Source organism: Bartonella quintana (assembly GCF_009936175.1).
Classification (GTDB): domain Bacteria; phylum Pseudomonadota; class Alphaproteobacteria; order Rhizobiales; family Rhizobiaceae; genus Bartonella; species Bartonella quintana.
On the sequence record NZ_AP019773.1, the window covers coordinates 1017618 to 1032951 of the forward strand.

Here is a 15334-nt window from a genome sequence, read left to right on the forward strand (position 1 = left end):
AAAAAACCTGTGAAGATCAGCTAAATATCAAAGATACTCTGATAATTTTGTGCACTTTTGATGGAGGAGGAGGAGGAAAAAAGCCAACACGTTGAAGCACCGCCATAGCTAATCGATCAAGTTCCGGATCACCAGCAGAAACAACAATGCGGCTAGAAAAAATCTCCCCCTGTTCATGCACCCTAAATTCTAACTTCACTGTTCCTTTTGTACGACTGGTACGTTGTCCTACAACATATTTTTTTTGCCTTTCTAATTGCGCCTGTATCTGTGCCAACCATTCCATCAACAATGCATCCTCAAGTTCTGCTGGACTGCCGGCCTGACTAGTGGTAGACGAACGTACTGTCTTTACAGTGGAATGCTTTACTACACTCTTTAGTACTGGTATCGGTTTTTTGACGAGTGCTTTATGCTCCACTTTTGGAGGAGGAGATTCTTCCAAAGGCTTGAGGAGTGAAAAATCATCTTTTTCTATAGCATGCTGAGACTCTTCCGATTGAATTTCATCCACTGATTCCAATATCTTTGCCTCTTGTGCTGGAAGATCAGGTTGCAATATTTGTGGTTCTGTAATGACATTCGATAAATCTGTATCAATATTGGGCAAATCTATATCGACATCCGGATATACAGTCTCTGAGGCAAAAGTCAGCATAATTGTCGATGAAAACGTGTCATTCTTTACACCAGGACTCCGAAAATAAAACTGGGCTCCCAATACTATATGCAAAAAGAAAGCACCAACAAACGCACCAATCCAAAGTATTAATAAACGCCTCGTATTTGCAAAATTCATTGTTTTTCACGCCGCTATTCTAAACTTAATCTTAATGCTTAATTTCATTAAAACAGGCTATTTTGAAATTGCAACTTTTTTCTTGACTGCTTTTATCATGTTTAATATGGTTTTCTGGTGATTTTGTGCTAACATCAAATCATTTCTGCGTGGCTGGCTAGTTTTGAACAGCAAGTCAGGTTTTTATATGTAAGTTTCAAGATAGAGAGGGGATGTTTTAAAAAAGGTTATGATGTGTTATGCGAATAAGGCAAAAAAATATCTATAAAAGCTTTGTGATTTTAAATGCGCTATCAGCCTGTATACCTTCTTTTGTTTTTGCACAAAGCAAAGAGGCGGATGCTGTAACTGAACTTAAACCTATCATTATTAAAGGGAAAAAAATAGCGGATCCTTCAGGTTCGGTAACTATTTTGACCAATCGTAAAACCGCTAAGGACATTTATGAAAAGCAAATAAGTGATGTCCATGATGTTAGTCGTCTTAATCCTTCCGTAACCTACAACTCAGAAAATAATAGTTTTCTTATTCGTGGGTTAGACGCAAACCGTGTTCTTACAACAATGGATGGCATTATTATTCCATGGTTTGATGATATAGTGCGTGGGAGAGGTGGAAACACAACATTTGATTTTAACGCACTTTCCACATTTGATGTTATTCAAGGATCGGATTCTAGTCTTTACGGGTCCGGCGCATTAGGAGGGGTCGTTGCTTTGCGTACCCTTAATCCTGAAGATCTCATTCCTGAAGAAAAGAATTGGGGTAGTCTTATAAAAGGCGGTTATCATTCTGTTGATAACAGTTGGCACGTAGATCAAGCTATTGCAGTGCGTAATTATCAAACATTTTTTCTTTTCCAAGGATCTCATGTAGAAGGTAATGAACGTAAAAATATGGGAACTGTAGAGGGCTATAAAGAGCGTACACGTAAAAACCCCGCTCAGTTTGACCGGAATAATTTGCTTTTTAAAATTCATCAATACTTTAATAACAATCACCGGCTTGGTTTTACGGCAGAGCGTTTTGATTATGAAATAAACACTCATTCACTGAATGCATCTACAAGATACTCCCCAGGATCCGTTTATGATGAAGATAATAAACGTCGTGAGCGCCTTTCCCTGTCTTATAATTATAGCAATGAAAACACATTCCTTGATGCATTTTCTGGGCAGCTTTATTGGCAAAAACAAATTAGTAATCATGTCATGAGTGGATTTCGTGTTCAAGCGCCAAAAGGAGATTATTTAAGGGATAATTTTTTGCGTGATACCAATTATGGTTTAAATGCTCATGCTGGTAAAAAAGTGGATTTTGGTACGGTAAATCATGCATTAAAGTTTTCTACTAACGTCTTGTCATCTCAATTTCATCATTACCTGTTAGGCAAAGATAATTGTCATTTTAAGGAGAATGCACAAGGATGCGCCTTTTTGCCTGCTAATCGATCAGATTCACCGGATACGAATAGCTACAGTTTTGGTTTTGCTTTCGAAAATGAAATTAGTTTTGCTGATAATCGTTTCCGTGTAACGCCTGGAGTTCGTTATGATTGGTATAAGCATACTCCTCAAAAAACACCCTCCTATGAGAAAGCTCTCATTTCTAATAAATACCCTTCAGAAAGAAGCGGTTCGCGTTTTTCTCCTAAATTACGGATGGAGTGGGATTTTCGTGATCAAGTAACATTTTATGCTCAATGGGCACAAGCTTTTCGTGCACCACGTGTTTCAGAACTCTACCTCTCCTACATCAAACCCCCTCTTTATTATGTGAAGGGAAATCCTGACCTTAAGTCAGAAGGGAGCAATGGATATGATATTGGCATACAATATGGGAATGTCAATTTCGGTGGCTCACTCAGTGCCTTTATCAATCAATATAAAAATTTTATAACTACCGTGGATAAAGGACCATCCGAGGAGTTTAGATTTGCACGTCGATATTATGTAAATCTTTCACGCGTGCGTATTTTTGGCATTGAAACAAGAGCGCATTTAACTCTTAATAAGGGTTTTCATAGCAATTTTGCCCTTGCCTATTCGCAAGGAAAAGATCTTGAAAAAGATGAATATCTTAACTCAATTCCAGCTTTGAAAGCGATTATCGGATTAGGATATGCAAAAGAAACCTGGGGAGCAGATGTTGTGCTTACTTCCTCTGCTAAACGTGATAAAGTTGCTAAGGAATCTGATTATCAAAAAATTCCGGGATATAAAGTCGTTGATGTATCAGGCTGGTGGAAGCCATTCGGCGAAAAGGGCTTTGTTGTAAGAGCTGGGATTTATAATCTATTTAATGAGAAATATTGGAATGTATCAGATCTTCCTTCCGGTAAAAGTACAATACCAAAAGATTATTACAGTCAGCCTGGTCGCAACTTTAAGGTGTCATTCGTGCAAAAGTTTTAGTTATTTCTATTAACCATTAGATCAATATAAAATTATATTGATAAAAAAGGATAAATTGTTGTGTTATTTTTTAAACCACAAAGATTTGAAAGAGGAGTTTTAACAACTTCTGATTTATCCGTTTTTGGTTGTTCTGCTGTTTAGTAAGAGAACCTTACTTGGTAGTGAGTTGAATCATTTTTTGAAAATCGTTCAACTCATTTCCTTGGAATTGTAAAATTAAGTTAACTCTCAATAAATAACATAAGGCCAATCTATGGCACATAAAGCTGAAACTATTATTCGTTTGCGTGAAGAAAAAAAAGAAATGCGTAATCGTGATTTTGCCCTCTCTGTTGGTATATCTGAGGCAGAACTTATTGCGGTCTATTGCACAGTTGGAAAAGCAAAAAAACTACAAGCTGATGTTGCCACTTTCCTGGAAAATGCTCCTAAACTTGGAACAGTTATGGCGCTGACACGCAATGAATATGCTGTTCATGAAATAACAGGATGTTTTGAAAAGATTGTTCAAAACAAAAACGTCTCTCTCACACTTGGTGAAATTGACTTGCGTATTTTTTCAAAACAATGGAAATTTGGTTTTGAATATGACATGCTTTCTCTTGGAAAACCTACAAAAAGTTTGCAATTCTTTGATCAGTCTGGCGTTGCTATTTTCAAACTCTATTCTAAAGATGCAACAAATATGGAAGAATGGGATAAACTTGTTGATAAGTTGCTTCATGAAGATCAATCGCCTACCCTTGATGTCCTTCCAACTCCAATTCAAACCCAGCGTGAGACAATAGAGCTGGATGTTGAGAAATTCCGCGATCGTTGGCGGCAAATCACTGATGTACACCAACTTCAGGAGATTATTTCCGAATTGAAAATTAATCGACATGATGCTGTAAAATATGCCGGAAATGAATTTGCCAATGAGTTAAAAACAAATACTATTGAAATTATGCTCAACCAAATTGCACAACAAGAAATACCAATTATGTGCTTTGTTAGCAACAAGGGATGTATCCAAATTTTTAGTGGGCCAGTAAAAAACATTAAGCAAATGGGATCTTGGCTTAATGTTCTCGATCAAAAATTTCACCTGCATTTACTCGTTTCAGGAGTCGATAGTGTATGGCGCGTCCGCAAACCAACGAGTAATGGTTATATCAGTTCACTTGAAGTTTTTGATAAAAACGGTGAAATGATTATTCAATTCTTTGGCATGCGAAAGGAAGGGCAAAAAGAACGTGAAGATTGGCAATCTTTATTGAATAATTTGCCCCAAAGCTGAAAAATATCGATTGCTTAGAAAGGCAAAGTGAACATGTTTACACTTTTTTTGCGTAGATTATTAAGCCTTTTTATCATTTTTATACTGTTCTTTTTTACCTTCTTTTCTAAACAAGTGATGGTTAAACCTGCAACGCATTTTCCTAAAGGTGCGCGAATTGTCTCTATTGGTGGATCACTTACAGAAATTGTCTACGCATTAGGAGCCCAAGATCAACTTGTCGCCCGTGATAGTACAAGTGTCTATCCACAAGAAGCTCTTAAACTTCCTGTCCTTGGATATATGCGTGCTCTTTCACCTGAGGGTGTTTTATCACTTGCCCCCGAGGGTATATTGCTTGTTGAAGGAAGCGGTCCTCCCTCCACAATTGATATCCTTAAAAAAACAACGATACCTATAGTAATCGTGCCAGAAAATTATTCCCGTGAAAGTGTGATAGAAAAAATTCGTCTCGTTGGCAAAGCTCTTCATCGTGAACTGAAGGCAGCTGCCTTGATTGAAAAAGTAAACCGTGATTTTGTAAATAATGACCTACTTTTAGCAAAAATAACAAAACCAAAGAGAGTCCTTTTTGTTTTATCCGTACAAAATGGGCGTGTTATGGCATCTGGAACAGGGACAGCTGCTGATGGTATGATAAAACTTTCAGGCGGTATCAATGCTATCACCGATTATAAGGGATATAAGCTTCTCAATAACGAAGCTTTATTGAAAGCAAACCCTGATGTTATTTTGCTTGTCAAACATCGTGAAAAATCCAATAACATTGATAAGATTTTAGCCATACCAGCAGTTCAAGCAACAACTGCAGCAAAAAATCATGCCATTAAACAAATGGATGCTATGTATCTTTTAGGATTTGGTCCACGCACAGCAAACGCATCGAAAGAGCTTATTGATATACTCTATGGTGCAAATCAAAATGGTAAGAGTTGATAATATGGTAGATACGACATCCATAGTGCATACAACTGAAACAAAAGAGAGTAAAAGAGTAAACCGCGCAAATTTTGGAAAAATTTTATTATTAAGCTTAACAGTTTTTCTTATTCTCAGCATTTTTGGTGGGCTCTTGCATGGTGCATCAAAGGTTTCTTTGATTAATCTTGTTCATGTAATGCTCACGCAGGACTTCTCGGTGAGCAGTAAAATACGTGATTATCTCATACTTATCGACATAAGGCTTCCCCGTATTATCTTAGGGGTGTTAGTTGGAGCAGCTTTAGCTGTCTCTGGTGTCCTCATGCAGGGGCTTTTCCGTAATCCTCTTGCAGATCCTGGGATTATAGGTGTATCAGCAGGTGCAAGTCTTGGAGCTATTTTAGCAATTGTTGTCGGTATTGCCTTCCCTTCTTCATTGGCGCCTTTTTTAGAACCTTACAAAGTCATTATAGGTGCATTTTTTGGTGGGCTGTTATCAACACTTATCCTCTATGCAATAGCAACACGTCATAGTTGTACCTCTATTGCAACAATGCTTCTCGCAGGTATTGCTCTTGGTGCTTTAAGCGGTGCTGTTGTCGGAATTCTCATTTTTATCGCAAATGACCAGCAATTACGGGACATTACCTTTTGGAATCTTGGCTCTCTTGCAGGTGCAACATGGTTGAAAGTTTGGCTTGTTTTTCCTTTTATCTGTGTCGGTCTTATTTTTTCTCCTTTTTTATCACGAGCACTTAATGCTCTTGCTCTTGGAGAAGCCGTTGCTGGCCATATTGGTTTCTATATTCAACGGGTTAAGAATATTGCTATTTTCCTTGTTGCACTTATGTGTGGTAGCGCAGTCGCTGTCAGTGGCGGCATTGGTTTTATCGGTATTGTTGTTCCACATATTTTGCGTCAACTCATTGGTCCTGATCACCGCTATCTTATTCCCTGCTCGGCTCTCTTGGGAGCTACGTTACTTATTTTTGCCGACACATTTGCACGTTTAATTGTTGCCCCAGCAGAACTGCCAATCGGAATTGTTACAGCACTTTTTGGTGCACCTTTTTTTCTTTGGATCCTTATATGTAAACGAGGAACAAATTTTCCATGATCGAAGCAGTCAATATTTGCGTTCAACGCGGAAAAAAACAGATTATCAACCATATTGATTTTCAAGCCAAAAGTAGTGCTCTCACCGTCATTATCGGCCCCAATGGATCCGGAAAAAGTACTTTTATCAAAGCGCTGAGCGGAGAAATTCCCTACAGTGGAAAAATGACCTTAAATGGTCATGATGTTACCCAAACAAAAACTTATGAAATGGCAGCAATGCGCGCGGTGCTACCACAATTTACAACGTTAGCATTTCCATTCCTAGTCCATGAAGTGGTAGCGCTTGGTCTCTCCGTAAACCAATTTATCATTGCAAAAAAACAATTAAAAAATCTTCCCCAAAAAGCTTTAGAATGCGTTGGTCTGGCTGATTATGGTAACCGACATTATCATCAGTTGTCAGGTGGAGAACAAGCCAGAGTACAACTTGCCCGTGTACTCTGCCAAATTTGGGAACCTGTTTGTAATAAAGTCCCCCGTTGGATGATATTAGATGAGCCTATTGCTAACCTTGATATTCAACATCAGCTCGTTGTTATGAATATTGCCAGAAATTTTGCCCGTTGTGGTGGTGGTGTTCTCGCTGTCCTTCATGATCTCAATCTTGCTGCACATTATGCAGATAAAATGATATTGCTAAAGCAGGGAAAGATTTATTGTGAGGGAAGTGCCTCGACCGTTTTAACAACTCAAAATTTAAGTGATGCTTATCATTGTTCCCTACCTGTTTCTGAATTGCCTAAAGCAGATACTCCTTTCGTGCTGCCCCAGACAGCATCCTTCCTGTAAAATTTAAGAGATCTTTCCGAAGTCTGTTTGATTAAAGCAAAAAATCAAATTGTACGATAAAACAAAACATGCAGATATACTCAAAAGTCGTTTTGTTTAAAAATTAACTCTTCCCTATAGATGGCAATGTTATACATTACAAATAATTTCTTTTTTGCCCCCAATACTGTAATTTTATATGCTCTAGAAAATACGTTATCAAAAGCCCTTCTGATATAGGCCATTTAGCGACAAATTCTCAATAATATCCTTTACCCATTTTCTCTATGCGGTCATACCCACAAGGAGAAAAATAATTTTTGATTGATTTTTTCTTGTCATAAGTTACATCTCTCCACTCTAGGTATCTGAAGTTGCAGACTGGCAAATCATTCGAATATCATTTTGGCACTATTAATAAAGCATGATTCCCTTATTACCTGCATAAAAAATAACGCGAATTTTACTGCGCATCAGCAATATCATTAATCACAGTATGTGCCATGAATTTCAGGGACAACAGCGTCACAACTTAAAGCACTTTTTTAGCTAAACAGAAAATAGCATGATATTTCCTTAACACAAAGAAAGCTGACTGCTGAAGACTAGTTATTGGATTAGCCAAAGAGCTACACAAAATGGAGAATAAGGACACAAAAAACTACAAGTGAAGCGATAACCATAAAATTCCCCACTTTATTAGTAAATTTCTGATTTTTCTGTTTATTTTATAAAACGCTTCAGTCTTATAGCAGACTACTTCATGACACCTGCTTTATTCCTAAAAAACACACAAAAATCGTTAAAAATATACTTTGCGATTGACAATATAGATATTTAAGCCAACCATACAAACATAATTATACTAATAAAAATTGTTTTAATGGAGGATAATATAAATATTATCGTAAATATTGTATCAATTTTTTAAAAATAAAACTTCCCGAGCTCCATGGGGGGTTGTTTTGCTGTAAAAGCAATATTATTTCACCCCTTCATGTCGATATACGTAATTAATAATTTGGATATATCCCCGCTTAACACCACAACCTGTTTTGAAACTATGTACTTATAAGGAAAAAGTTTGTGCAAAAAAAGACGCTATCAATCAGTTGTAACCCCTTTCCCGCCTCACGTAAAATTTATCAGCAAAGCCTTCTTTTTTCTGACGTACGCGTACCATTGCGTGAAATTTCATTGACAGATGGTAGTAATGAAAAACCTTTAAAAGTCTACGATACTTCTGGCCCCTATACCGACAAAGATACGATTATTGATTTTACAAAAGGCTTACCAGCAATTAGCTTACCTTGGCTCTCTAAGCGTGCTGATACTGAATCTTATTTTGCACGATCAGTCAAACCTGAAGATAATGGATTAGCCTATGATACAAAAACTGTACCAGCGTTTAAACAAAAACGGCCTATTTTGCGAGCAAAAAATGGCAAAGCAATTACTCAAATGGCGTATGCACGTGCAGGTATTATTACTGCAGAAATGGAATATGTGGCTATAAGAGAAAATGAAGGACTAGAAATAAAAAACCAGCAAAAAGCGCAATCAGATGAAACATGTAATGGATCAATACCAGAAATTTACACTGCGGAATTTGTTCGCAATGAAATTGCCTGCGGGCGCGCCATTATTCCCAAAAATATCAATCATCCAGAATGTGAGCCAATGATTATTGGACGAAATTTTCGTGTTAAAATTAATGCTAATATAGGCAATTCAGCGGTTACTTCATCCATGGCAGAAGAAATTGATAAAATGGTTTGGGCTATTCATTGGGGAGCAGATACGGTTATGGATCTCTCAACAGGGCGGAATATTCACAATATTCGTGAGTGGATTCTTCGAAATTCCCCGGTTCCCATCGGGACTGTTCCTCTTTATCAGGCACTCGAAAAAGTACAAGGTATTGCTGAAAATTTAACATGGGATATTTTCCGCAATACCCTTATCGAACAAGCAGAACAGGGTGTTGATTATTTTACCATTCATGCGGGATTAAGATTACCATTTATTCCTTTGACCGCTAATCGCGTAACAGGTATCGTTTCACGGGGTGGCTCGATTATGGCGAAATGGTGTCTGCATCATCATAAAGAAAGTTTTCTCTATGAACATTTTAATGAAATTTGTGATATTGCACGCACGTATGATATCTCTCTTTCATTAGGAGATGGGTTGCGCCCTGGCTCTATTGCTGATGCAAATGATGAAGCCCAATTCGCCGAACTTAAGACTTTAGGAGAATTAACAAAAATTGCCTGGGCAAAAGATGTACAGGTGATGATTGAAGGGCCTGGCCATATCCCAATGCATAAAATTAAAGAAAATATGGAGCAGCAATTAGATCTCTGTCATGAAGCACCTTTTTATACTTTAGGACCTCTTACAACTGATATCGCTCCTGGTTATGACCATATTACATCAGCAATTGGTGCCGCTATGATTGGGTGGTTTGGAACAGCCATGTTGTGTTATGTAACACCTAAAGAGCACCTAGGGCTTCCCGATAAAAATGACGTAAAAACTGGTGTGATCACTTATAAAATTGCTGCCCATGCTGCCGATCTTGCCAAAGGTTTGCCCAGAGCACAATTACGCGATAATGCTCTTTCACGTGCACGATTTGACTTTAGATGGCATGACCAATTCAACCTTTCTCTTGATCCAGAAACAGCCTGCGCTTTTCATGATGAAACAATGCCCAAAGAAGCTCATAAATTGATGCATTTTTGTTCTATGTGTGGGCCAAAATTCTGTTCCATGCGTATTTCCCATGATATTCGCGAGGCAGCAGCAATAAACAAACCAAAAGGTGATGGTATAGGTTGCCATCACCGAGAAATATCAAAAGAATGGTGACCTTTATAGAGAAGTTACTTTTCCTCAAAAAAAAAGAAAGTAAACAGTTGAAGAACATTCTTATCAAAGGTGCAGGTGTAGGTGGTTTAACAGTTGCTTATATGTTACAACAAAAAGGGGCTTCTGTTACAGTATCCGCACCTTTGTGTTCTCCTATAGGAACAGCCAGTTGGTATGCGGGAGGGATGTTAGCGCCTTACTGTGAAAGAGAAAATGCTGAACAAATTGTTGAAGATCTTGGCATACAAGCCATAGAATGGTGGTGCAAAACGCTCCCCAATCTTGTCATCCGAAACGGTACTTTAGTCGTCGCCCCTACACGAGATAAAGTAGAACTTGAACGATTTTTAATGCGCACACATAATCACAAAATTATAAAAGGTACAGAGATAGCGCATCTTGAATCAGACTTTGCAGAACGTTTTAACTGTGCGCTCTTTTACGAAAATGAAGCACATCTGGATCCTCGCAAAGCACTTATCACTTTAAAAGAAAACCTGATACAAAATGGGGCGCGTTTTGTCGATGTAGAAACAACTGAAACAAATTTTGATATTATCATTGATGCAACTGGAATAGCACGTTTAGGAAAAGACAAAAATATACGAGGTGTACGCGGTGAAATGCTGCTCGTACGCAGCACAGATATTAAACTTGTTCGCCCAATTCGTCTTCTTCATCCACGGTTTCCAGTCTATGTTGTTCCACGGCAAGATAATATTTTCATGATTGGTGCAACAATGATTGAAAGTGATTTTGATGGTGCAATTTCAGCAAGATCAATGATGGAATTGCTTAACGCTGCCTATACGTTGCATCCTGCTTTTGCAGAAGCAGAAATTGTTGAAACTGGTGTGGGTGTTCGTCCATGCTATCCTGATAACTTCCCTTCTGTGTACAAACATGGTAACTATATCTCTATTAATGGATTTTATAGACATGGTTTTCTTTTGTCTCCAGAAATGGCAAAACGAGCAATGAAATTGGCATTGGAGTAAAGCATGCAAATATTCGTCAATGGTGAAACAATCCAAACAGAAGTTATCAGTCTCGATCTATTACTTAAAAAATTAGGGTATGAAGGAAATTGGCTAGCTACCGCTGTTAATGCTGAAGTTATTCCCGTCGATGCACGAAGTCAATTTATCTTGCATGAAGGAGATAAAATTGAAATTTTAAGCCCAATGCAAGGAGGCTGAAACTATGCTGAATCTTTATGGACGTAAATTCTCTTCCCGTCTTATGTTAGGTACAGCTCAATATCCTTCGCCAGCAATCCTTCGTAATGCTATTCATAAATCAAATATAGAAATTGTAACAGTTTCATTGCGCCGAGAAACCGCAGGTGGAAAACAAGGTGGACAATTTTGGCAATTTCTTAAAGAACTTGATATAACAGTTCTTCCAAACACTGCCGGTTGTTACACCGTCAAAGAGGCTGTTACTACAGCTCAACTGGCACGAGATCTCTTTAAAACACCTTGGATTAAACTCGAAATTATCGGCAATCCTGACACCTTACAGCCCAATGTTTTTTCCTTGATCGAAGCAGCGCAAATTTTAAACAGTGACGGTTTCCAAATTTTTGCCTATACAACAGATGATCTCATTGTTGCTGAAAGGCTTTTAGATGTTGGTTGCCGTGTCATTATGCCTTGGTGTGCTCCTATTGGATCTGGTCAAGGCCCTCATAATACCGATGGCTTGCGTTCTATCCGTGCTTACCTTCCCGATGTTACTCTTGTTATTGATGCTGGTATTGGATGCCCATCCCATGCCGCTCTGGCGATGGAACTCGGTTATGATGCAGTACTTCTTAATACCGCTGTTGCTAAAGCAGGTGACCCTGTCTTAATGGCGCAAGCTTTTGCGCAAGCTGTTCAAGCAGGCCGTATGGGGTATAAAGCAGGAATTCTCGAAGCACGTAGTATAGCAGTCCCTTCAACGCCAATCGTTGGAAAAGCAGTGTTTTCATGAAACTGGATCCGTTTTACCTCATCGTTGATAATGCTGATTGGGTTGAACGATTGGTTCCTCTTGGAGTCAAACTCATACAATTGCGTATGAAAAATGAAAATCCTAAAATAATCAGTCAGCATATTAAGCGTGCAAAAAACATATGTGATAAATTGGGAACACAATTAATTATTAATGATCATTGGACAATAGCAATTGATGAAAAATGTAATTTTATTCATCTTGGACAAGAAGATCTAAGCAATGCTGATCTTCCCGCAATCCGTAAAAATGGTATAAGATTTGGTCTTAGCACACACGATGAACATGAATTGGATATCGCGTTATCTGTTCATCCTAACTATATTGCACTTGGTCCTATTTATCCGACAATCTTAAAAGAAATGAAATGGATGCCTCAAGGCTTAGAAAAAATTAAAAAATGGAAAAAACGGATTGGTGCTTTACCTTTGATTGGTATTGGTGGCTTAACGCCAGAACGTGCAACTGATGTGTTAAAAGCAGGAGCAAATAGTGCTGCTGTTGTAACTGATATTATTCTCCACAAAAAACCCAGAGAGCGTGTCCAACAGTGGATAAAGGTAACAAAAGCATGGCGTTGATACCTTCTGTTCTTATTGTTGCGGGTACCGACCCAACAGGAGGCGCTGGTATCGTTCGTGATATAGAAACAGCTGCATATTTTCAAATAAAAGCAAGTTTAGCCATTACTTCCATTAACGTACAAGATGATAATCATGTTGCTGAAATTGTTCCAATGAGCGAAAAACTCATCGCCGCGCAAATGCGTACAGCCCTAGAGGCCAATCCAATAAGCGCAATTAAAATCGGTATGACAGGAACCAAAGCGATTGTTGTAGCAATCTGTAATGTGTTAGAAGATTATCCTCATATTCCAGTTATTCTTGATCCTGTATTTGTCGCCTCATCAGGGGGAAAGCTAACAACAGAAACAATCATAGAAACTATGATCAATAAACTTTTCCCTCACGTTGATCTTTTAACACCCAATAGAGAAGAACTCGCCCTTCTCAGCCAAAGCCCATTGGCATCTCATCATGAAGAAGCAATACAACAAGCAAAAAAACTTCTCTCATTTGGCCCACGCTCTATATTAATCAAAGGTGGGCATGCAAACGGTCCTCTTGCAACTGATAGCTTAATTGACAAAATTGAAATCATAAATATTTCCGCTCCACGTTTAACAAAAACAATGCGTGGAACGGGTTGTATTTTGTCAACCGCTATTGCATCACATTTAGCATTAAATGAATCTAGAATTGAAGCTGTAAAAAAAGCAAAAGCATACACCCATACATTACTTTTAAACCACTGTTAAAAACAGTGCTAAATAATAATCATGTCATTTCCTAGATTTTGTATCTTAAGTTAAGATTTAAGAGAAAAGATACGTTTTCCATCTGTCAAGGACAGGAAAGTTATCACAGAGAAGTATGACATCAAGTAACCAAAAGATTGGCAAAGAATTTATCGTTTATTGAGGATGAGTTTTTGGTATACACTTGAAAAGTGAAAATATTACATATCCTTTTTTGAAAGAGCTCATGTTATTTTAAAATAGCGAAAACCTTTTCTTTTCTCAAGAAATTGATTCCTAAACGTTATGAATCTTGATTTCAGAAAGACAGCTGGCATAAAGTTTGAGAAGAGCTTATCAAGGACTATAGACTGTGATGGTGAATTTGTGAGGATCGATGCTCACCTTTATCCAGCTCACTCTTGTGTTGCAGGCTATAAGTAAGATCAATATGGAAAAAAGCATTAGAAAGAAGCAAAGCAAGATTTGATTCCGAAGAGTCATTATGTTGGTAAGATGATGCTTTGGGCTGATCTTTTTGTTTTCTTCTCACTCCATGAAATTAAAATATTATGACTCAAGCATTTCAACTTATTAAAAGGGATGAAAATACACAAGTTATTGCTGATAAAGGTTATGTTTTACATATACTTACAGAAGGATTAAGAAGCAAAGCTACATCCCTGTCTTTTCTGCTCAAACAGAAAAACACCGCCTAATGATGATGAAGACTTCGATAAAGAAAACGCCACCTTATCAAACGCTTCTTCAATAAACTCAACCACCTCAAACATATTTCCTCGTGATTTACTAAAAAGCTTCTTCTTTTTTATAGGATGCCTAACGTATAGTTCAATTGTTCTCTAGCTTTAAAAGTGATAGGCACAGAACCTAATGCCATCCTATATGCATTCTTATACAGAGATGAGCACTAAGAACATCATAAAGCTTGCAGAATATTTTTGTTTGGTTTACCGATAAATGGATTAATCATAAGAAAAAATACAATGTTCAACCAAAGTCAGTATTCAATCTCGTATGAAGAACTTCTAAGCTTCTACAAAGAAAGTGGTGTTGACGCCGTGCTCAGTGATGTACCTATTGACCGTTTTAGTCAAGCTTCTTCTTCAACGCAGGAGTTAAAAAAAGTAATCGACACTCCCCATCACCAATCGGTATCACCAACCATAAAGCAGCATAGCTATCCACTGCCTCACTCTAGTACTATACAACGTGAACCTTCAGCTATAGAGATAGCAAAAGGTGCGAATACACTTGATGAATTAAAATCTGCTCTCCTTGCGTTTAATGGTTGCTCATTAAAATTGACAGCAAAAAGTACCTGTTTTTCAGATGGAACAGCAGGAAGCCCTCTCATGATCATAGGAGAAGCTCCAGGACGAGAGGAAGATATACAAGGAATTCCATTTGTAGGAAAGGCAGGAATGTTGCTTAACAAAATCCTTGCATCAATTGGCTTAACAAGAAAGAATGTCTACATAGCCAACACGATTCCCTGGCGTCCACCAGGAAATCGCACACCAACACCAAGAGAAGTGGCATTATGCCGCCCTTTCATTGAACGACAAATTCATTTAGCTAATCCTCGTATTCTTATAGCACTGGGAGGAGTTGCTATGCAGTTTCTGACTGGCTCTCAAAATGGAATTATCCGGACACGGGGAAAATGGTGTACCTATGAAAGCGAAGACAACATAAAAATACCTGTTATGCCAACCTTTCACCCCGCTTACCTTCTCCGAACTCCGAGTCAAAAAAAACTTACATGGAAAGATTTCTTAGAAGTCAAAAACCGCTTAAATAATCTCTTGTAATTCTTTAGCCTTATCTTGCCTCAGAAT

Annotated in this window: 12 protein-coding genes and 1 pseudogene; 12 read left to right on the top strand and 1 reads right to left on the bottom strand. The window is 38.0% G+C overall.

Annotated features, from left to right (window positions below):
• Positions 1 to 16: 16 nt before the first annotated feature.
• Positions 17 to 799 carry an energy transducer TonB family protein gene (locus MF1_RS04185; protein WP_014923914.1) on the bottom strand — a complete coding sequence of 261 codons (783 nt, stop codon included), beginning with the start codon at positions 797 to 799 and terminating at the stop codon, positions 17 to 19.
• A 239-nt stretch (positions 800 to 1038) separates the two neighbouring features.
• Between MF1_RS04185 and MF1_RS04190 the strand changes: the two genes are divergently transcribed.
• The 12 genes and pseudogenes from MF1_RS04190 (at position 1039) to MF1_RS04245 (ending at position 15307) form a co-directional block, all read left to right on the top strand.
• The gene (locus tag MF1_RS04190; RefSeq protein ID WP_161510532.1) at positions 1039 to 3213 is read left to right on the top strand and encodes a TonB-dependent hemoglobin/transferrin/lactoferrin family receptor; all 2175 of its coding nucleotides are present in this window, start codon (positions 1039 to 1041) and stop codon (positions 3211 to 3213) included.
• Positions 3214 to 3469: 256 nt separating this feature from the next.
• The gene (locus MF1_RS04195) at positions 3470 to 4495 is read left to right on the top strand and encodes a hemin-degrading factor (RefSeq protein ID WP_161510533.1); all 1026 of its coding nucleotides are present in this window, start codon (positions 3470 to 3472) and stop codon (positions 4493 to 4495) included.
• 33 nt (positions 4496 to 4528) lie between these two features.
• Positions 4529 to 5431, top strand: a complete 903-nt coding sequence (locus MF1_RS04200) for a heme/hemin ABC transporter substrate-binding protein (RefSeq protein ID WP_161510534.1) — start codon at positions 4529 to 4531, stop codon at positions 5429 to 5431.
• 4 nt (positions 5432 to 5435) lie between these two features.
• Positions 5436 to 6533 carry a FecCD family ABC transporter permease gene (locus MF1_RS04205; RefSeq protein WP_042995563.1) on the top strand — a complete coding sequence of 366 codons (1098 nt, stop codon included), beginning with the start codon at positions 5436 to 5438 and terminating at the stop codon, positions 6531 to 6533.
• On the top strand, positions 6530 to 7324 hold the full coding sequence (locus MF1_RS04210) for a heme ABC transporter ATP-binding protein (protein WP_161510535.1): 795 nt from the start codon (positions 6530 to 6532) through the stop codon (positions 7322 to 7324). Before MF1_RS04205 ends, MF1_RS04210 begins: the two co-directional genes overlap by 4 nt.
• A 1065-nt stretch (positions 7325 to 8389) precedes the next feature.
• Positions 8390 to 10220, top strand: a pseudogene (thiC, locus tag MF1_RS04215) (phosphomethylpyrimidine synthase ThiC).
• 4 nt (positions 10221 to 10224) lie between these two features.
• A complete protein-coding gene (locus tag MF1_RS04220; protein ID WP_161510537.1) occupies positions 10225 to 11175 on the top strand; it encodes an FAD-dependent oxidoreductase in 951 nt (316 codons plus the stop codon).
• A gap of 3 nt (positions 11176 to 11178) precedes the next feature.
• Complete coding sequence (gene thiS, locus MF1_RS04225; RefSeq protein ID WP_042995341.1) at positions 11179 to 11376, top strand: sulfur carrier protein ThiS; 198 nt, start codon at positions 11179 to 11181, stop codon at positions 11374 to 11376.
• A 4-nt stretch (positions 11377 to 11380) separates the two neighbouring features.
• Positions 11381 to 12154 (top strand): thiazole synthase, encoded by a 774-nt coding sequence (locus MF1_RS04230; protein WP_014923906.1) that lies wholly within the window; start codon positions 11381 to 11383, stop codon positions 12152 to 12154.
• Positions 12151 to 12756, top strand: a complete 606-nt coding sequence (locus tag MF1_RS04235) for a thiamine phosphate synthase (protein ID WP_011179195.1) — start codon at positions 12151 to 12153, stop codon at positions 12754 to 12756. The genes MF1_RS04230 and MF1_RS04235 overlap by 4 nt, the downstream gene beginning before the upstream one ends.
• A complete protein-coding gene (locus MF1_RS04240; RefSeq protein WP_161510538.1) occupies positions 12747 to 13493 on the top strand; it encodes a hydroxymethylpyrimidine/phosphomethylpyrimidine kinase in 747 nt (248 codons plus the stop codon). Before MF1_RS04235 ends, MF1_RS04240 begins: the two co-directional genes overlap by 10 nt.
• Before the next feature lie 986 nt (positions 13494 to 14479).
• Positions 14480 to 15307 carry a uracil-DNA glycosylase gene (locus MF1_RS04245; protein WP_161510539.1) on the top strand — a complete coding sequence of 276 codons (828 nt, stop codon included), beginning with the start codon at positions 14480 to 14482 and terminating at the stop codon, positions 15305 to 15307.
• The last annotated feature ends 27 nt before the right edge of the window (positions 15308 to 15334 follow it).

Excerpts from the sequence above, each read along its gene's own strand:
- MF1_RS04185 (WP_014923914.1), bottom strand. The coding sequence starts at position 799 with ATGAATTTTGCAAATACGAGGCGTTTATTAATACTTTGGATTGGTGCG.
- MF1_RS04210 (WP_161510535.1), top strand. The coding sequence starts at position 6,530 with ATGATCGAAGCAGTCAATATTTGCGTTCAACGCGGAAAAAAACAGATT.
- MF1_RS04200 (WP_161510534.1), top strand. The coding sequence starts at position 4,529 with ATGTTTACACTTTTTTTGCGTAGATTATTAAGCCTTTTTATCATTTTT.
- MF1_RS04245 (WP_161510539.1), top strand. The coding sequence starts at position 14,480 with ATGTTCAACCAAAGTCAGTATTCAATCTCGTATGAAGAACTTCTAAGC.
- MF1_RS04235 (WP_011179195.1), top strand. The coding sequence starts at position 12,151 with ATGAAACTGGATCCGTTTTACCTCATCGTTGATAATGCTGATTGGGTT.
- thiS (WP_042995341.1), top strand. The coding sequence starts at position 11,179 with ATGCAAATATTCGTCAATGGTGAAACAATCCAAACAGAAGTTATCAGT.
- MF1_RS04230 (WP_014923906.1), top strand. The coding sequence starts at position 11,381 with ATGCTGAATCTTTATGGACGTAAATTCTCTTCCCGTCTTATGTTAGGT.
- MF1_RS04240 (WP_161510538.1), top strand. The coding sequence starts at position 12,747 with ATGGCGTTGATACCTTCTGTTCTTATTGTTGCGGGTACCGACCCAACA.
- MF1_RS04205 (WP_042995563.1), top strand. The coding sequence starts at position 5,436 with ATGGTAGATACGACATCCATAGTGCATACAACTGAAACAAAAGAGAGT.
- MF1_RS04190 (WP_161510532.1), top strand. The coding sequence starts at position 1,039 with ATGCGAATAAGGCAAAAAAATATCTATAAAAGCTTTGTGATTTTAAAT.
- MF1_RS04195 (WP_161510533.1), top strand. The coding sequence starts at position 3,470 with ATGGCACATAAAGCTGAAACTATTATTCGTTTGCGTGAAGAAAAAAAA.